The organism is Pedococcus sp. P2_F6 (assembly GCF_056403675.1).
Genome location: NZ_JBFUEZ010000001.1, coordinates 589223 through 606958 on the forward strand (window position 1 = coordinate 589223; position 17736 = coordinate 606958).

19 protein-coding genes are annotated in these 17736 nt (G+C 70.6%); 13 read left to right on the forward strand and 6 right to left on the reverse strand.

The annotated features are described in order from the left end of the window. The first annotated feature begins 14 nt into the window (after window positions 1–14). From dop to prcA, 4 genes are all read left to right on the forward strand, one after another. Window positions 15–1532 (forward strand): depupylase/deamidase Dop, encoded by a 1518-nt coding sequence (dop, locus tag AC1DWP_RS02790; RefSeq protein WP_477612919.1) that lies wholly within the window; start codon window positions 15–17, stop codon window positions 1530–1532. Between the two features lie 69 nt (window positions 1533–1601). Beyond that, a complete protein-coding gene (locus AC1DWP_RS02795) occupies window positions 1602–1808 on the forward strand; it encodes a ubiquitin-like protein Pup (RefSeq protein WP_056914404.1) in 207 nt (68 codons plus the stop codon). Further along, window positions 1805–2632, forward strand: coding sequence for a proteasome subunit beta (prcB, locus tag AC1DWP_RS02800; RefSeq protein ID WP_477612920.1), 828 nt, complete (start codon window positions 1805–1807; stop codon window positions 2630–2632). Before AC1DWP_RS02795 ends, prcB begins: the two co-directional genes overlap by 4 nt. Beyond that, entirely contained in the window at window positions 2629–3450 is an 822-nt protein-coding gene (prcA, locus tag AC1DWP_RS02805) for a proteasome subunit alpha (protein WP_477612921.1), read from the forward strand. The genes prcB and prcA overlap by 4 nt, the downstream gene beginning before the upstream one ends. Window positions 3451–3546: 96 nt before the next feature. Here prcA and AC1DWP_RS02810 read toward each other — a convergent pair whose 3' ends face one another. From AC1DWP_RS02810 to AC1DWP_RS02830, 5 genes are all read right to left on the reverse strand, one after another. Next, window positions 3547–4182, reverse strand: a complete 636-nt coding sequence (locus AC1DWP_RS02810) for a peroxiredoxin (RefSeq protein WP_477612922.1) — start codon at window positions 4180–4182, stop codon at window positions 3547–3549. Between the two features lie 49 nt (window positions 4183–4231). Further along, entirely contained in the window at window positions 4232–5167 is a 936-nt protein-coding gene (locus AC1DWP_RS02815) for an alpha/beta fold hydrolase (protein ID WP_477612923.1), read from the reverse strand. Window positions 5168–5297: 130 nt separating this feature from the next. Next, complete coding sequence (locus AC1DWP_RS02820) at window positions 5298–6290, reverse strand: NAD-dependent epimerase/dehydratase family protein (RefSeq protein WP_477612924.1); 993 nt, start codon at window positions 6288–6290, stop codon at window positions 5298–5300. Window positions 6291–6366: 76 nt separating this feature from the next. Next, window positions 6367–7560: a hypothetical protein gene (locus AC1DWP_RS02825; protein WP_477612925.1), complete on the reverse strand. Its 1194-nt coding sequence runs from the start codon at window positions 7558–7560 to the stop codon at window positions 6367–6369. Then, window positions 7553–9112, reverse strand: coding sequence for a coiled-coil domain-containing protein (locus AC1DWP_RS02830; RefSeq protein WP_477612926.1), 1560 nt, complete (start codon window positions 9110–9112; stop codon window positions 7553–7555). The genes AC1DWP_RS02825 and AC1DWP_RS02830 overlap by 8 nt, the downstream gene beginning before the upstream one ends. A gap of 64 nt (window positions 9113–9176) precedes the next feature. On the opposite strand from AC1DWP_RS02830, the gene pafA reads away from it, so the two are divergent. The 3 genes from pafA to AC1DWP_RS02845 all read left to right on the forward strand — a co-directional run bounded on the left by pafA (window position 9177) and on the right by AC1DWP_RS02845 (window position 12045). Then, the gene (gene pafA, locus AC1DWP_RS02835; RefSeq protein WP_477612927.1) at window positions 9177–10544 is read left to right on the forward strand and encodes a Pup--protein ligase; all 1368 of its coding nucleotides are present in this window, start codon (window positions 9177–9179) and stop codon (window positions 10542–10544) included. Window positions 10545–10649: 105 nt separating this feature from the next. Next, entirely contained in the window at window positions 10650–11600 is a 951-nt protein-coding gene (locus tag AC1DWP_RS02840; RefSeq protein WP_477612928.1) for an FKBP-type peptidyl-prolyl cis-trans isomerase, read from the forward strand. Between the two features lie 58 nt (window positions 11601–11658). Beyond that, window positions 11659–12045, forward strand: coding sequence for an FKBP-type peptidyl-prolyl cis-trans isomerase (locus tag AC1DWP_RS02845; protein WP_477612929.1), 387 nt, complete (start codon window positions 11659–11661; stop codon window positions 12043–12045). A 33-nt stretch (window positions 12046–12078) separates the two neighbouring features. On the opposite strand, the gene AC1DWP_RS02850 is transcribed toward AC1DWP_RS02845, so the two are convergent. Further along, the gene (locus tag AC1DWP_RS02850) at window positions 12079–13242 is read right to left on the reverse strand and encodes a DUF3866 family protein (RefSeq protein ID WP_477612930.1); all 1164 of its coding nucleotides are present in this window, start codon (window positions 13240–13242) and stop codon (window positions 12079–12081) included. A gap of 34 nt (window positions 13243–13276) precedes the next feature. On the opposite strand from AC1DWP_RS02850, the gene AC1DWP_RS02855 reads away from it, so the two are divergent. The 6 genes from AC1DWP_RS02855 (at window position 13277) to AC1DWP_RS02880 (ending at window position 17727) form a co-directional block, all read left to right on the forward strand. Next, window positions 13277–14266 carry a helix-turn-helix transcriptional regulator gene (locus AC1DWP_RS02855; protein WP_477612931.1) on the forward strand — a complete coding sequence of 330 codons (990 nt, stop codon included), beginning with the start codon at window positions 13277–13279 and terminating at the stop codon, window positions 14264–14266. Continuing rightward, window positions 14263–15276, forward strand: a complete 1014-nt coding sequence (locus AC1DWP_RS02860) for a helix-turn-helix transcriptional regulator (RefSeq protein WP_477612932.1) — start codon at window positions 14263–14265, stop codon at window positions 15274–15276. The genes AC1DWP_RS02855 and AC1DWP_RS02860 overlap by 4 nt, the downstream gene beginning before the upstream one ends. A gap of 10 nt (window positions 15277–15286) precedes the next feature. Continuing rightward, complete coding sequence (locus AC1DWP_RS02865) at window positions 15287–15598, forward strand: hypothetical protein (RefSeq protein ID WP_477612933.1); 312 nt, start codon at window positions 15287–15289, stop codon at window positions 15596–15598. Between the two features lie 72 nt (window positions 15599–15670). Then, window positions 15671–15958, forward strand: coding sequence for a Sec-independent protein translocase subunit TatA (gene tatA, locus AC1DWP_RS02870; RefSeq protein WP_477612934.1), 288 nt, complete (start codon window positions 15671–15673; stop codon window positions 15956–15958). A 32-nt stretch (window positions 15959–15990) separates the two neighbouring features. Continuing rightward, window positions 15991–16797 carry a twin-arginine translocase subunit TatC gene (tatC, locus tag AC1DWP_RS02875; RefSeq protein ID WP_477612935.1) on the forward strand — a complete coding sequence of 269 codons (807 nt, stop codon included), beginning with the start codon at window positions 15991–15993 and terminating at the stop codon, window positions 16795–16797. Window positions 16798–16806: 9 nt separating this feature from the next. Beyond that, window positions 16807–17727 carry a diacylglycerol/lipid kinase family protein gene (locus tag AC1DWP_RS02880; RefSeq protein ID WP_477612936.1) on the forward strand — a complete coding sequence of 307 codons (921 nt, stop codon included), beginning with the start codon at window positions 16807–16809 and terminating at the stop codon, window positions 17725–17727. Window positions 17728–17736: the final 9 nt, after the last annotated feature.

Here is a 17736-nt window from a genome sequence, read left to right on the forward strand (position 1 = left end):
AGCGTGAGCCAGGTATGACGGTCCGCAGGGTGATGGGGGTCGAGACCGAGTACGGCATCTCGGTGCCCGGGGACCCGGCCGCCAACCCGATGATCCTCTCGGGACAGGTGGTCAACGCCTACGCGTCGGCCCAGGGGATCAGGGCCGCCCACGCGTCGTGGGACTACGCCGACGAGGCGCCGCTGCGGGACGCACGGGGGTTCGAGATGGGACGCGGCGTCGCCGATGCGAGCCAGCTCACGGACGAGGAGGATCCCACCCTCGCCAACGTGGTGCTGACCAACGGCGCTCGGCTCTACGTCGACCACGCCCACCCCGAGTACTCCTCGCCCGAGGTGACCTCTCCCCGGGCCGCGGTCGCCTTCGACCGGGCCGGCGAGGCGATCATGGCCGAGTCGGTCCGCCGGCTCTCCCAGTTTCCTCCCGGGGTGAACCTGTACAAGAACAACACCGACGGCAAGGGCCAGTCCTACGGCACGCACGAGAACTACCTCATGCGTCGCGAGACCCCGTTCACCGACATCGTCCGGCACCTCGTGCCGTTCTTCGTGGCACGTCAGGTCATCACCGGCTCCGGCAGGGTGGGCATCGGCCAGGACTCGCGCACCGCCGGCTACCAGCTGAGCCAGCGCAGCGACTTCTTCGAGGTCGAGGTGGGTCTGGAGACCACGCTCAAGAGGCCGATCATCAACACCCGCGACGAGCCGCACGCGGTGGCCGACCTCTACCGCCGCCTGCACGTGATCATCGGGGACGCCAACCACTGCGACGTCGCCAACCTGCTCAAGCTCGGCACGACGTCGCTGGTGCTGGCCATGATCGAGGACCGCGCCATCGACGTCGACCTCACGGTGGCGCGCCCCGTCGCGACCCTGCAGGCCGTGAGCCACGATCCGACCTGCACGGCCATGATCGAGCTGCGGGACGGCACCAAGCTCACCGCGGTGCAGCTGCTCTGGCGCTACCACGACCTCGCGGAGCGCTACCTGAAGGACAGGTATGCCGGTGAGCTCGACAGCGACACCGCCGAGGTGATGCGGTGGTGGGCGCTCGTGCTGGACCGACTCGAGCGTGATCCGCGTGAGGCCGCTCGCGAGCTGGACTGGGTGGCCAAGCAGCAGGTGCTGCAGGGCTACATCGACCGCGACGGCCTCGACTGGACCGACTCCCGACTGCGAGCCATCGACATCCAGTGGTCCGACGTGCGCCCCGACAAGGGGATCTTCCACAAGCTCCGGGCCGCCGGAAGGTTCGAGGAGCTGGTCACCGAGGACGTCGTCCTCGATGCCGTCCACGAGCCGCCGGTCGACACCCGGGCCTACTTCCGCGGGAAGTGCCTGGAGAAGTACCCCGACCAGATCGCGGCCGCGTCCTGGGACTCGGTCATCTTCGACATCCCGGGACAGACCTCACTCCAGCGGGTCCCGATGCTCGAACCGTTGCGGGGCACCAAGGCGACCGTCGGTCCGCTCCTTGACCGCAGTCCGGACGCGGCCACCCTCTTGCGTGAGTTGGCGTCCGCATCGGGATAGGTTCGGACTAGGTTCATGTGCAGCGGCTCGTCCGCGAGCTTCGAGAATCACGAGTGAGAGGTCACGCCAATGCCCAGCCAAGAGCAGAGCCGACCACAGCGACGCGACGACGCTCCCGACGAGGCGCCCGAGCCCACTCCCGCCGCGCCGGAGGCCACGGCCCGCAAGGAGAACCTGGACTCCGACATCGACAGCGTCCTCGACGAGATCGACGGTGTCCTGGAGTCCAACGCGGAGGAGTTCGTCCGCGGCTTCGTCCAGAAGGGCGGCCAGTGACCACTGGCGCCGACGCGGGGAAGCTCCCCGCGGCATACCTCTCGGCAGGGTCGTCCTCGTTCACCGAGTTCGTCGGCGCCCACGCCCCCCAGCTGCTGCCCTCACGACGCGTCCTGCCGCCCGGCAGCACACTGGAGGCCCCGCACGGCACCACCATCGTCACGGCGACCTTCGACGGTGGCGTGGTGATGGCGGGTGACCGCCGGGCCACGATGGGCAACATCATCGCCAACCGCGACATGGAGAAGGTCTTCGCCGGCGACGAGTACTCCGCCGTCGGCATCGCCGGCACGGCCGGGATCGCGATCGAGCTGGTCAAGCTCTTCCAGGTCGAGCTCGAGCACTACGAGAAGATCGAGGGCACGCTGCTGTCGCTCGAGGGCAAGGCCAACCGGCTCGCGTCGATGATCCGGTCCAACCTCGGCATGGCCATGCAGGGACTGTCGGTGGTGCCGCTGTTCGCCGGCTACGACCTCGACCGCGAGCTCGGCCGGATCTTCTCCTACGACGTGACCGGCGGCTGCTACGAGGAGCACGACCACCACAGCGTCGGCTCGGGCTCGCTGTTCGCCCGCGGCGCACTCAAGAAGGTCTGGCGACCGGGCCTGTCCGCCGACGAGGTCGTCAGCGTGGTCGTCGAAGCGCTCTACGACGCCGCCGACGACGACTCCGCCACCGGTGGACCCGACGTCGGCCGTCGGATCTGGCCGACCGTCGCCGTGGTGGGAGCCGAGGGCGTGCGGTTCGTCGGCGACGACGACCTGCGCACGGTCGTCGAAGCCGTCATCGCCGCCCGTCAGGGCAACCCGGGAGGTGCCCGATGAGCAGCATGCCGTTCTACGTCTCGCCCGAGCAGCTCATGAAGGACCGGGCTGACTACGCCCGCAAGGGAATTGCGCGCGGTCGGTCGGTCGTCGTGCTCGGCTACGACAAGGGGATCGCGTTCGTCGCCGAGAACCCTTCCCGGGCGCTGCACAAGGTCTCCGAGATCTACGACCGGATCGCCTTCGCTGCCGTCGGCAAGTACAACGAGTTCGAGAACCTCCGCGTCGCGGGAGTCCGGTATGCCGACCTGCGCGGCTACTCGTACGACCGCACCGACGTGACCGCTCGCGGTCTGGCCAACGCCTACGCCCAGACGCTGGGGACGGTGTTCACCCAGGAGTCCAAGCCCTACGAAGTGGAGATCGTCGTCGCCGAGGTGGGCAGCACCGCGGACGAGGACCAGATCTACCGGCTCACCTACGACGGTTCGGTCGCCGACGAGCTGGGCTTCGTCGCCATGGGTGGCGCAGCCGAACCCATCGAGACCGCGCTGAAGGATCGCTGGACCCCGGGGTTGTCGCTCGCGGACGCCCTCAGCCTCGCGGTGGAGCTGCTCGGGCAGGACCCTGCCGGTGGTGCCTCGCGGACCCTGACTGCCGCCCAGCTCGAGGTGGCCGTGCTCGACCGCGAGCGACCGCGCCGAACCTTCCGCCGGATCGGCGGCGGGCTCCTCGATGCGCTGCTCAGCACCGAGGACCCGACCAGCGACGCCCCTGCCGAGGACGACCCCACACCCGGGCGCCACGACACCCTGACGGGTGAGGGAACGCCCCGCGACGAGTCCAGCAACCCGCAGACCCAGCGCCCCCAGGAGTAGGGGAGAGCCCAGGAGTAGGGGAGAGCCAGGGAACGACGATGCCGCGCCGGCCCGGGAACGGGCCGACGCGGCACACGCGTTCGAGGTGGGACGCCGTCAGGCGGTCGGTGCCTCGGCGTAGCGCAGGTAGGGCTTGACGACCTCGACGCCCTTGAACCGCGCCCTGGCGTCCTCCGTGGTGACGGTCGGCGCGACGATGATCCGCTCGCCGGCCTTCCAGTCGGCCGGGGTGGAGAACGGGCCGGAGTCGTTGACCTGCAAGGCGTCCAGCGCACGCAGGATCTCGTCGAAGTTGCGGCCGGCGCTCTTGGGGTAGGTCAGCGAGAGGCGGACCTTGCCCACCGGGTCGATCAGGAAGACCGAGCGGACCGCGGACGTGTCTCCCGCACCGGGGTGGATCATGTCGTAGAGCTCGGCGACCTGGCGGTCCTTGTCAGCGACGATCGGGTAGTCGACGGCAGCACCGGAGACCTCCTCGATGTCGGCCTTCCAGGCGGTGTGGTCCTCGAGTGCGTCCACGGACACGGCGAGAACCTTGGTGTTGCGGGCTGCCCACTCGTCCTTGAGCTGGGCGACGCGGCCCAGCTCGGTCGTGCACACGGGGGTGAAGTCGGCGGGGTGGCTGAACAGCACTGCCCAGCCGTCGCCCTTCCAGTCGTGGAAGCTCAGCTCGCCCTCGGTGGTCTCGGCAGTGAAGTCGGGGGCGTCGTCGCCCAGTCGCAGCGTGGCCATGACGGTCCTCTCAACGGTAACGCGAAGTTTGTCGTGACCAAACATGCCGTTACTTGACCGAGGAGTGGATGGCCCGTCCGGATGCTGGTACGCCGCCGACCCCGGCAAGACCCGCAACGGCCTCGGCGATGAGGCCCACTGCGGTCGGCTCGAGCAGGACGCCGTAGTGGTCCCCAGCCAGGCCGGTGACCGCGACATCGTCGGGCAGGCGGGCCCCCGCGATCTGCTCGAGGGAGTAGAGCCCCTGGTCCTGGCCGAGTGGCCCCCGGGAGGCCCAGAGCAGGTGGGCCCGGCACTGGAGGGTGTGCACGGCGCTGAGCGTCGCGGGGTCGCTCATCAGGTCGGCCCAGTCGGCCCGCACACACTCCAGCGAGCTGGTCGACCGCATGGCTCCCTGGGGCCCGTCCAGGTCGTGCAGCAGGTAGGCCGTCAGGTCAGCGCCGGACGCCGAGTCCAGCAGCGGGCCCATCACCGGATGGGCAGCCCAGTGGCGCAGGTAGGCGGACTGGTCCTCGAAGGTCATCGACAGGCGGCCCATCGCCGGCCCGATGATGCCGTGCAGCACCTCGTCGACGTCGAAGGTGCCGGGGGAGGGAAAGGCCAGGCCGCCGTCGACGAGGACCACGCCGCGCACGCGTTCGGGGTGCGTGGCCGCCGTCAGCGCGGCGGCGAAGCCACCCATGGCATGACCTGCGAGGGTCGCCGATGCGGATCCGAAGTGGTCGAGCACCCGTATGACGTCGGCGACGTGGTCGGCCAGCCCGGTCGAACGCAGCGCCGCGCTCTCGGCACGGCCGCGCATGTCCGGTGCGATCAGGGTGACCCGTCCGGCCAGCGCGCGAGCCACGGGCACCCAGGCCAACGCGTTCGAGGAGATGCTGTGCAGGGCCACGACGACGGGCGCTCCGGGCAGAGCCTCGGCCAGGACGTGCACCATGAGGTGGCCACCGTCGACGGGAACCCGTTCGGTGCGCTCCGCCAGCACGATGCCCCCAGTCTGGTGATCGGTCGGGACAGCGACGTTACGCAGACAGGGACTGGCGTGACATGGCGACGCGGACCACATCGACGAGCCGCGGGTGTGCCGGCGCACCACCTGCGACGGGCCGGGTCCCCTAGGCGCGGGGGTCGGCGAGCAGGTCGAGCTCGTCGGCCACCGTCAGGCCGGCCTTGCGGGCACGACCGGGACCGGACGCGACCTCCCAGGCGAGGGTGTCGCTCAGGGTCTCGGCCAGGGGGCGGCTGGTGAGTCCCAGGGCTTCGGCGGCGGCGGTGCTCCGGGCCATGAACCCGGCATGCTCGGGCACGGGCAACCACAGCGGCAGGCTGCGTTCGCCGGACCAGGGCTGCACCTCGTGTGCTGCAAGCCAGTCCTGGTCCACCCCCACGGTCTCGCCACGGTGACCCGCGACCTCCCGCGCCGTCTCGAGGTGGTCACCCAGGGGCAGCACCGGGCCACTCACGTTGACCACGCCGGTGGTGCGGTCCAGGCCCGCCCGGACGAGCCACCCGGCGAGGTCGCGGACGTCGAGGACCTGGGTGGCCACCTCGCTGTCCGGCACCAGGACTGCCCCGTCGGGGCTGGCGGGATGGGCGAACCGCAACGGCCAGTATCCAGTGCGGTCAGTGTGGTCACCGGGCCCGGCGATCAACCCTGACCGGGCGACGAGCGCCCTGTCGCCGACCTGGGCGAGGATGCTGCGCTCACAGGCCACCTTGCGACCGCCGTAGGTCTCCCAGCCCTCGTCGTCGGCCACGTGGGCGGGGAGAAGCTCGGCGCTCTCGTCAGCTCCCGCCACGTCACTGCTGGCGTAGACCGAGGCCGAGGACACGAACACCCACGAGGCGGTGCGCGCCGCCAGCGCCTCCAGGGCGCCGGCGACGTGGCTCGGCTGGCGGGCGACGTCAACGACGACGTCCCAGGCGCGACCGGACACGTCGTCGTATGCCGCGGGGTCGCCGCGATCTGCCCGCACCACCTCGACGCCCGGTGGCGGCGGAGCGGAGGCCCCTCGGGCGAGGACAGTGACGTCCTGGCCGAGAGCGAGAGCGGCGGCCACCACCTCACGACCGAGCCAGGCGGTCCCACCGAGGACGAGCAGCGACATGCCCCCACGCAACCAGCGGGCGTGGGGGCATGTCGAGCGGTTGTGCTGACGGCGTAGCGGGCGTCCCGCAGCCGACTCAGGCGCGGGTGCTGGCGCGTTCGTCCACGTCTGCCTCGGCGTCGGCGTCGTCCTCGTCGCCTTGGTCGTCGTCGGAGGCATCGGCCGAGTCCTCGTCGTCGTCCGCATCGCCGTCGGCGGAGTCGGACTGGTCGACGGCTGCGTCGCCCGCGGTGTCGACGTCGGCGTCGAGGTCGGCGTCGACATCGTCCTCGGCCGGGGCGGCCTTGGCTTCTGCTCCAGCCTCGGCTCCGGCAGAGGCGACGGGCTGAGCCGCCTGCTCGTCGTGGTCCCCGAACGCCTCGGCGATGGCGCCACCGCCGAGGGTTGCCAGCATCTGGCGGACGTTGCTCAGCTGCGCCGTGATGCTGTCTCGTCGCGCGGTCGCGGCGGAGAGCTCGCGCTCGGAGTCACGACGGATGCGCTCTGCCTGCTCACGGGCCGCGCTCACGAGCTGCTCGGCCTCAGCCTTGGCGGCGTCCAGGGCGCGCTGGCTCTCACTGAGGCTGTCCGCGTGGGCCCGGTCGCTCTCGGCAGCCAGCGTCTCGGCACGCTCCTGGGCCTGGGTGAGGGCGGTCTCGTGGGCGGCCATCTGGGCGGAGAACTCTGCTGCGGCCTTGTCGCGGCGCTGGCCGAGGGTGGCCTCGAAGTCCGCGGCAGCGGAGGCGGCCCGGGCGCGCTGGTGCTCGTAGAACGCCTCGGCCTCCTCGCGACGGGCAGAAGCCTCGCGGTCGGCGTCGTCGAGGATGCTGTCCGCCTGCTGCTTGGCCTTCTCCACGACCTGGGTGGCCTGCGCCTCGGCCTTGGTCCGGACGTCCTCGGCGTATCGGTCTGCCTCGGCCCGAGCGCGGTCGGCCTCGAGGGTGGTCGTGCCCTTGAGGGTGTCGGCGTCGGTCTTCGCATTGCTGCGGATCTCGGCTGCCTCCTCGTCGGCCAGGCTCAGGATGGTGCCGATCCGCTCACCGAGGTTGGCGTAGGTGGGGGCGGCCGCCTTGCTGTGCTCCTCCCGGAGGCTGGCCAGCGTCGTTGCCGTGCCGGCCTGCTCCTCCTGGACGCGGGCCAGCGCTGCGCGCAGCTCGCTGACCTCGACAGTGCGTTCGGCGGCCTCCTGTCGAGCCTGGTCCAGGGCGCCTGCGTGTTCGGCGCGCCACTGGTCGACCTGCGCCGGGTCGTAGCCGCGCAGGACGCTGCGGAAGGAACTGGTGTCACTCATGGTCGGTCCGTTCTTGGTGGGGGGAGGGGTCTTCGCTGGTGGGAGTGTCGGTGGAGGTGTCGGTTTGGGCGGAGGTGTCGGCAGAGGTGTCGGCGGACGTGGTGGAGGGCGAGGTGTCGGTCGTGGAGGTCTCGGCGACGCGGTCCGGCACGGACAGCGCGTCGATGACCCCGGAGAGATGGCCGAGCTGGGTGGTGATGTCCTGCCGGCGCGAGGCCAGTGCCGCCACTTCGGCGCGGGCGCGCTCGAGCATCGCGTGGGCCTCCTCACGCACCCGGTCGGCGTCGGCGCGGGCGGCGGCGGTGGTGGTCACGAGCTCCTCCCGTGCCTGACGGTGCGACTCGTGGGTCTCCCGCTGGAGACGCTCGATCTCCTGGGCCGTGCGTTCCCGGACCAGGCGCGCCGCCTTGTCAGCCTCGTCTAGCCGGCGGGCTGCCCGCTCGTCGGCAGCCCGTTCGGTCTCGGCTGCGCTCGCCCTCACCCGCTCTGCCTCCGCAGCGGCGGCTGCGGTGGTGCGCTCGGCCTGGGACTGCGCGGCAGCCATCACGGCTTCGGCCTGGGCTCGCAGGCTGTCGGACTCGAGGCGCGCAGACTCCCGCTCGGACCGGGCGCGGTGCGCGGTCTGGGCCAGCGACGTCTGGATCAGCTGACGACGGGACCGCATCCGCGCGGCGAGCTCACGGTGGGTCTCCTTGCGCATGCGGCTGACCTCGGCCTCGCCCTCGTCGAGGATCCGGCGCACCGTGTCCTGCCCCCACTTCAGGTGCTCCTCGGCCTGCGCCATGATCTCGCTCGCCTCGGAACGGGCGCGGTCCACCCGCGCATCCGCGTCGACCTGGGCCTGCTCGACGAGCTCGGCCGCACGCGCCGCGGTCTCCTCCTGGTGGATCGCCGCGGCACCGATCATGCGCTCGGACTCGACCTGCGCGTCCTCCCTGAGCTTCGCGGCCGCAGCCGTGGCCTCCTCGAGCAGGGCGGCACGGGCCGCCTTCTCCTGCTCGTCGCGCTCCGCGAAGTGGCTGTCCATCTTCTCGACGCCAGCCGCGAACGCGGCGTCGCGCTCGGTCTCGTGCGCGGCATACCGGGCCATTGCTGTGTCGTAGTCGGTCTGCGCCCTGGTGCGCAGGGCCTCGGCGCGAGCGTTTGCCTCGGTGAGGACAGCGGAGGCCTCGGCGCGAGCGGAGGTGACCGCCTCGTCGCTGGTCCTGGTGGCGGACTCCGTCAGCATGGACGCCTGCTCGGTGGCGTCCTCCACCAGGGACTCCGCCTCGCGGGTCGCCTCGGCGAGCGCGCGACCGGCCTGCTCGCGGTCCCTGACGGCGTCCGCGTGCTGCCGCTCGGCGTCGTCGAGGAGGCGTTGGACCTCATCGCGGATGCTGGCGGCCTCCGCGCGAGCAGCAGCCAGGACCTGGTCGGTCTCGGCTCGCATGGCATCGGCGTAGGCCTGGGCACGTTCGAGGATGGACTGGGTGTGCCGCGTCAGGTCGCCCACCTGGGTGGTGGTCGTACCGGCGACACGGGTCCCCGCGTCCGTAGCGTGGGCGTCGGGCATGCGCCCATCTTCCCACGCGTGGCGTGACCCGCAGCCCGAGACCCCGGAAGCCTAGAGTGTGGGCATGGACCGGCGGATCTTCGGCATCGAGAACGAGTACGGCATCACGTGCACGTTCGAGGGTCAGCGCCGCCTCACCCCCGACGAGGTGGCGCGCTACCTGTTCCGCAAGGTCGTCTCGTGGGGGCGCTCGTCGAACGTCTTCCTCTCCAACGGCAGTCGGCTCTACCTTGACGTCGGCTCGCACCCTGAGTACGCCACCCCGGAGTGCGACCACGTCCGCCAGCTCGTGGTCCACGACAAGGCGGGCGAGCGGATCATCGAGGGCCTGGTCGCCGACGCCCAGGACCGGCTCGCCGAGGAGGGCATCGAGGGCGAGATCTACGTCTTCAAGAACAACACCGACTCCGCGGGCAACTCCTACGGCTGCCACGAGAACTTCCTCGTGGGCCGGGCGGGGGAGTTCCAGCAGCTCTCCGACGTGCTCATCCCCTTCCTCGTCAGTCGTCAGATCACGTGTGGCGCCGGCAAGGTGGTCACGACGTCGAAGGGCGCGACCTACTGCGTGAGCCAGCGGGCCGACCACATCTGGGAGGGAGTGTCCTCGGCGACCACCCGTAGCCGCCCCATCATCAACACGCGCGACGAGCCGCACGCCGACGCCGAGCGCTACCGCCGCCTGCACGTCATCGTCGGTGACTCCAACATGAGCGAGACCACGACCATGCTCAAGGTCGGGTCGGCCGACCTCGTGCTGCGGATGATCGAGGCCGGGATGGTGGTGCGCGACCTCACCCTGGAGAACCCGATCCGCGCGATCCGTGAGATGAGTCACGACATGACGGGGCGCAAGACGGTCCGCCTCTCCAACGGACGTGAGCTCTCCGCCCTCCAGATCCAGACCGAGTACCTCGAACGAGCCCAGGCGTTCGCCGACCGCGAGGGCCTGGAGGACCCGATCCACAAGCAGGTCCTCGACCTGTGGGAGCGGACCATCCGGGCGGTCGACACCGGCAACCTCGGTCTGGTCGACACCGAGATCGACTGGGTCATCAAGCACAAGCTGATCGCCGGCTACATGGCCAAGCACGACCTGCCGATGGAGCACCCCAGGATCGCCCAGCTCGACCTCGCCTACCACGACGTCAACCGTGACCGGGGGGTCTTCTACGTGCTCCAGAAGCACGGTCGCGCGGCCCGGATCACCACCGACCCAGAGGTCTTCGAGGCCAAGACCGTGCCTCCGCAGACCACCCGGGCCAAGCTGCGCGGCGACTTCATCAAGGCGGCGCAGGAGCACCGTCGCGACTTCACCGTCGACTGGGTGCACCTCAAGCTCAACGACCAGGCGCAGCGCACGGTGCTCTGCAAGGACCCCTTTGCAGCGGTGGACGCCCGCGTGGACCGGCTGATCGAGGGCATGCGCGGGTGAGCAGCGGGGTATGCCGCGCGGGCGGCATACCGGCGAATCGGGTATTGCCAGCGGCCACGGTTATGGTGGTCGCTGGTTCCCCGCCCCCAGCGAAAGTTCTCCATCGTGCATCTGCGTCGTTTTCCCGCCCTCACGGCGGTCGCCCTGGCCGCAACCCTGGCCCTGACCGGCTGTGGTGACGCCAAGGACACCAAGACCTCCGTGCTCGACAAGATCACGGTGACTGGCGGCAGCGACACCACGGCCCCCACGGTGACAGTCAACCCCAAGCCGCTCTCGGTGACCGAGACCACCACCAAGGTCGTCAAGCCCGGCACCGGTGCACAGGTCAAGGGCGACGAGATCGTCAGCCTCAAGTACGTCCTGCTGAACGGCAAGGACTCCTCGGTGCTCGACACGAACTTCGGCAAGCAGAACCTCGGCCTGAACCTCGGTGCGGCCGACCTGCTGCCAGGCCTCAAGAAGGGACTCCTGAACCAGAAGATCGGGTCCCGCGTCCTGGTCGCCATGCCGCCCAAGGACGCCTTCGGCACCCAGGGCAACACCGAGATCAAGGTCGGCGGGACCGACACGGTGGTCTTTCTCATGGACGTCCTGTCGGCGACCAAGCCGCTGGCTTCCGCCGAGGGCAAGGAGGTCAAGCCGGCTGCCGGGCTGCCGGCGGTGAAGGTCGAGGGCAACGACAAGCCCGCCACCATCACGATCCCCAAGGGCGCCAAGCCGCCGACCAAGACCGTCGGGCAGCTCCTCATCGAGGGCGCCGGCGCGAAGGTGCAGGCAGGCCAGACGATCCGCGTGACCTACACCGGCGCGCTCTGGAAGGACGGGTCGGTCTTCGACTCCTCCTCCAAGACGCCGAACAAGTACTTCGAGACCTCGATCGGCACCCAGCAGGTCATCAAGGCCTGGGACACCCAGCTCGTCGGCAAGACCGTCGGCAGCCGCGTTCTCATGGTGGTTCCGCCGGCCGACGGCTACGGCGCTGCCGGCAGCCCGCCGAAGATCAGCGGCACCGACACCCTCGTCTTCGTGGTCGACATCCTCGCGGCCTTCTGAAGTCACCTGACACCGCTTCACCCACCCCCAGTTCTCACCCTGCGAAGGAGCATGACCCATGGGTTTCGACCCCAACACCACCAAGCCCGAGATCGACTTCCCCGGCGACGCGGCCCCGACCGAGCTGGTCATCGAGGACCTCACCGAGGGCGACGGCCAGGAGGCCGGGGCGGGTGACACCATCTCGGCGCACTACGTCGGAGTGGCCCACTCCACCGGCGAGGAGTTCGACGCCTCGTGGAACCGTGGCGCACCCCTGGACTTCCGCCTCGGCGTCGGCCAGGTCATCCGCGGCTGGGACGAGGGCATCGTCGGCATGAAGGTCGGCGGTCGTCGCAAGCTGGTCATCCCGGCCCACCTCGCCTACGGCGACCGCGGTGCCGGCGGCGCGATCAAGCCCGGCGAGACCCTGATCTTCGTCGTCGACCTGGTCGACGTCCGCTGAGACCGAGCCAGACGACGCGCTGAAGCCAGCGCGTCAGCTCTCCAGCAGCCGGGCGGCATGCCGCCCGGCTGCTGCGCTGTACAGGAACGTCGCGTGGTCCTCGTCGAGGCCACGGCCCATCGTCGAGAGCCTGACGGGAGTCGCTCCCAGGGCTGCGTCGAGCCCGTCCGGGTCGACACTGCGGACCGTGAGCGCACCCTGTGCCGTGCGCGCGAGGGTGTGCGCCTGGTCGGCGACCAGGGCGCCGAACTCGTCGCCGGTCGCGGGGACCGGCAGGTCCGCGGAGACCAGGCAGATGCGCCCGTATGCCGTGGTGCTGTGGTGGGAGATCCCGCGGTGCCGTTCCCGGGCGTCCGCGTCCGAGACGCGGAGCGCGGCCACGCCGCGGCCCCCCAGGGTGCCGACCGCGTTGAGCGCCTCGCCCGCCGCGACCCCGGTGTAGCCCCAGGTCGTGCCCGTGCCGACGTTCCCCGGGCCCTGGATGACGATGGCGATGTCCGCGCCGAGCACATGCTTCGCGGCCAGCAGACCCGAGTGCAGGGTGACTGCCTCGTGCTCGCCGCCGTAGGCCTGCCCGACCGTCACGCTTCCGGCCAGCCAGCCGTGCTCGGTGAGGGTCGCGACGTTGCGGGAGAACGCGATCGGCAACGCCCCGCCGTCGGTCATGAGGTAGACGCATCGCGCCTCGGGACGGTCGACCCTGATCCCCGCGAGGATGGCGGGCAGCGCTGAGTGGAGGTCGGCCACGACGACCGGCATGCCGAGCAGGTCACCTGCCGCGGCGAGCGCGCCCGTCATCACGGCGTGGTGCGGGCTGTCCTGTTCGTCGACGGCCATGAACATCTGCTGCTGGGGCGTGTAGCGGGCCTTGACGATGTGCCCTGCGGAGGCCTCGGGGTCGCTGGGCAGGCGGTCGGGCGCTGCGACGATGAAGGCGAGCCCGCCGGTCCCGAGCCCGCGCAGCAGCGCCGAGGCGTTGAGCAGCACCCGGTCGCCGACCTGCGGCTCACCCACGAGCGCGGTGTAGGCCAGGGCCCGCACCAGGGTGTCGTCGAGCGTGTCGTCGGCGGTGTCGTCGGAGGTGTCGGAGCCGGCCCCACGCAGCCGCACGGCATACTCCACCGCGCCCGGCCACCGGCCACGCACCTGCTCGACCGTTCCCTCGCGCCACTGCATCACGACACGCAGACTAGCCACGGGGCGTGCCTGCCACTCGGGTAGCGTCGGGCGGGTGAGTTCACCCACCGGTCCTGCGGCCAAGACAGAGCGACTGCTCAACCTCGTGCTGTGCCTGCTCTACACCCGTCGGCCCCTACCCAAGTCGCGGATCCGTGCTGTCGTCCCGCAGTACGGCGACGCGGTCAGCGACGAGGCCTTCGACCGGATGTTCGAGCGCGACAAGGACGAGCTCCGCGAGCTCGGCATCCCGCTCGTGACGGAAGACATCGGTGGGGCCTGGGACGACGAGGTCGGCTACCGGATCGACCAGCGCGAGTACGCCTTGCCCGACATCACCTTCGAACCAGACGAGCTCGCCGTGCTCGGCCTGGCCAGCCGCACCTGGGCGCACGCCTCGCTGGCCGGTCCGGCAGCCCAGGCACTGCGCAAGCTCAAGGCGGCGGGGATCGAACGCGACGGCGACTCCCTCATCGGGATCGAGCCGCGCCTCGGCACCAGCGAGCCGGCGTTCGACCCGGTCAAGAACGCCGTGGTCGGTCAGCGCACGATCACCTTCGGCTACCGCACCGGTGGTCAGGGCGAGGTCAACGCGCGAACGGTCCAGCCGTGGGGGCTCGCCTCGTGGCACGGCCGCTGGTACCTCACCGGTTTCGACCTGGACCGCGAGGCGCCGCGGGTCTTCCGGTTGTCACGCATCGACGGCGACGTCGCCGAGGTCAAGAAGGCTCCGGCGTATGCCGTGCCGGCCGACCACCGGGCGCAGGAGATGATCCGCAACTTCGTCGGGGAGCAACCGACCCGCGACGCGGTCGTCAGGGTGCGGGCCGACCGGGGCAACAGCCTGCGCCGACGTGCCACGAGCACCACCGACCTGGGGGAGTGGAGCGAGCTGGTGGTGCCGTTCGGCGACGACGACGCGTTGGCCGACGAGGTGAGCGGCTACGGCGCGGACGTCGTCGTCTTGTCGCCGCCCGAGGTGCGTGAGCTCGTGGTCGAGCGGCTGCGCGGTGCGCTGTCCGCCCACAGCGGGGGCGCAGCATGACCCCGCCGCCCAAGAGGGCTCGCACCGTGCCCGAGACCGCCACCGACCGACTCGCGCGACTCCTCACGATGGTGCCCTGGCTGGTCGCCCGACAGGGGATCGACCTGGGCCGGGCCGCGGCCGAGCTCGGCATCACCGTCGACCAGCTCGAGACCGACCTCCGGTTGCTCTACCTCTGTGGCTACGGCCAGATGCCCGACGAGCTGATCGACGCGCAATGGGAGAGCGGCAGGGTGTTCGTCACCAACGCCGACACCATCGCCCGGCCGCTGCGGCTCGGGCGCGACGAGGCACTCACCCTGATGGTCGGACTGCGGGCCCTCGCGGCCGTGCCGGGACTGGGGGAGCGTGACGCGATCGAGCGCGCCATGGCCAAGCTCGAGCAGGCCACTGGTGCCAGCGCCGAGGCGGCCGCCCGGGTCGAGGTCGCGATCAGCGAGGGCGTGGAGGCAGACCTGCTCGCCGACGCCCGCCGCGCCGTCGAGGGGCACCGTCGGGTGCACCTGCGCTACCTCGTGCCCAGCCGGGACGAGGCCACCGAACGCGACGTCGACCCCATGCGCGTGGTCAACCTGGACTCGCGGTGGTACCTCGAGGGCTGGTGCCACCTGGCCCAGGACACGCGAACGTTCCGCATGGACCGGATCGCCCGTCTCGACGTCCTGGACGTCGACGGGACTCCCCCTGCCGATGCCCAGCTGCGGGATCTCGACGCGGGTGCCTTCACCCCACGGCCGGACGACACGCTGGTCACGCTGCTGCTGCAGCCCGGCGCGACGTGGGTCAGCGACTACTACCCGACCGAGTCGGTCGAGACTGCCGCCGACGGGTCGCAGACCGTCACACTGCGCACCGCCGACACGCTCTGGCTCCGACGCCTGCTGTGGCGGCTGGGGGGACGCGGTGTCGTGGTGTCGCCCCCGGAGGTGGCGCAGGCGGTGAGCGAAGGGGCGCAGGCCGCCCTCGCGGCATACGGAGCGGACGCCTACCCACCCACCACGGGCGGGTAGGGTCGACGCCGTGTGGTGGTGGGTTCTCATCTGGGTGCTGCTCGTGGTCATCGCGGCGGCCTACCTGGCGACCCGCGCGTGGGGCGTCTGGGGGCAGTTCAAGGAGCTGACCGCCGAGGTGCGCCGTTCCTCGGAGACCGTCGCCGCCCTCCAGGCGGAGACGAGCAGACTGGGGGAGAGCCCGCGGGCGCCGCAACCCGACGTGTTCGGGGACCCCCGCCAGCTGCGCCGGGAACGAGACGCCACCCGCGCGTCGTTGAAGCAGCAGCGGCGCGCCCGTCAGGCCGCGCGGCGTCCCAGCTGGGCCAGACACCTAGACTGAGGCCAGAAGGCCCGGCAGAGGCAGGGCAGCACCGTCACACTGGCCACGACGTGGTCGAGAGGAATGAGTCACATGGGTCGCGGATTGTTCGAAGGCTGGCACATCATCATCCTGCTCGTGCTCCTCGTCGTGCTGTTCGGCTTCAAGCGGCTCCCGGACGCAGCCCGCTCGATCGGCCGGTCGATGCGCATCTTCAAGTCCGAGGTCCAGGAGATGAAGACCGACGGCAAGTCCGCAGCGAGCAGCGACACCGTCAAGGGCGAGGCCATCAAGGATCCCGAGGCTCCTGCAGCTCCCGAGGCTGCCAGCCCGATCCGTGAGGACCGTCCCCGCACGGACAACTCCTCCGGCGCCTCCTAGTCCGACCCGTCACCGCACCAGTCACCTCGACCATGGCGTTCCGGCGTGCCCGCAATCCCGACGGGCGCATGTCGCTCGGCGACCACCTGCGTGAGCTCCGCCGACGCTTCCTGATCTCCGCTGTGACGGTCCTGCTCGGTGGCGTGCTCGGCTGGATCATCTACCCGCAGGTCTACGGCAGGCTGGCCGCGCCGTTCAACGACTACAAGGCTGCCCACCCCACGAGTGTCATCAACCTGAACTTCGGGACCGCCACCGCTGCCTTCTCCCAGCAGGTGAGCCTGTCGATCTTCGTCGGGATCATCGTGTCGAGCCCGGTGTGGCTCTACCAGCTGTGGGCGTTCATCGTGCCCGGGCTGACCAAGAAGGAGCGGCGGATCTCGCTGGCCTTCATCGGAGCGACGGTCCCGCTCTTCCTCGCCGGGTGTTCCATGGCCTACTACGTCCTGCCCAAGGTGCTCGCGGTCCTCTACGGGTTCACGCCTCCTGGGGCGTCGAACATCCAGCAGGTCAGCGAGTACTTCTCCTTCGTCACGCGGTTCATCCTCGTCTTCGGCCTCGCCTTCCTGCTGCCGGTCTTCCTGGTCGCACTGAACGCGATCGGCATCCTGCCGGCCAGGGCGATGATCAAGGCGTGGCGCCCCGCCATCTTCGGGATCTTCGTCCTCTCCGCCATCGCGACGCCGACACCGGATGCCTTCACGATGTTCCTGCTCGCCATCCCGCTGTGCGTCCTCTATGCCGCCGCGATCGGGGTCAGCAAGCTGATCGAGCGTGGCCGGACCAAGAACCGGCCGAAGTGGACCGAGGTGCCCGACGACGAGGCGTCGGCCCTGTAGCCTCCGCGCGTGAGTCCGAACCCATCCACCGTGAAGAAGCGCATCGGCCTGGTGGTCAACCCGACCTCCGGCAAGAACCGCGGGATGGCACTCGGCATCGAGGTGGCCCAGCGGATGCGGGCGGCCGGCCACGAGGTGCTGGACCTCTCGGACGAGTCGTATGCCGCGGCGCGCGACCGCGCCCTCGGCGCCATCTCCCAAGGCCTGGACGTGCTGGCCGTGGTCGGCGGTGACGGCATGGTGCACCTGGGTGTCGACCTCGCCGCCGAGACCAAGACGACCTTGGCCATCATCGCGGCCGGGACCGGCAACGACGTCGCCCGCGGCCTGGGCCTGCCGGTCCACGACCCCGTGCGCGCGGCCGACCTGGTCAGCACGGGGATCCCCCGCACCATCGACGCCGTCCGCCACGTCGACGCCCATGGGGGCCGACACTGGTTCGTGGGGGTCCTCGGGGCCGGCTTCGACTCGGTCGTCAACGAGCGCGCCAACACCTGGCCCTGGCCCAAGGGCAACATGCGCTACAACCTGGCGATCCTGCGCGAGCTCCCGCTGTTCAAGGCGATTCCCTATGTCGTGACGATCGACGGCGTGCGACACGAGACCCGCGCCATGCTGGTCGCGGTGGGCAACGGCCCCAGCTACGGCGGCGGGATGCAGGTCCTGCCCGGCGCCAGGTTCGACGACGGGCTGCTCGACGTGCTGATCCTGCACCAGATCAGCACGCTGGAGTTCCTCAAGGTCTTCCCCAAGGTCTTCAAGGGCGCCCACGTCACCCACCCCGCGGTGGAGATCATCCAGGGGCGCTCGGTGACGCTCGAGGCAGCGGGCATCGTGGCCTACGCCGACGGGGAGCGGTTCGCCCCGCTGCCGATCACCGTCGAGGTGGTCCCCGGCGCGGTGACGGTGCTGGCGCCTGCCGCCACGTAGGCTCGGGAG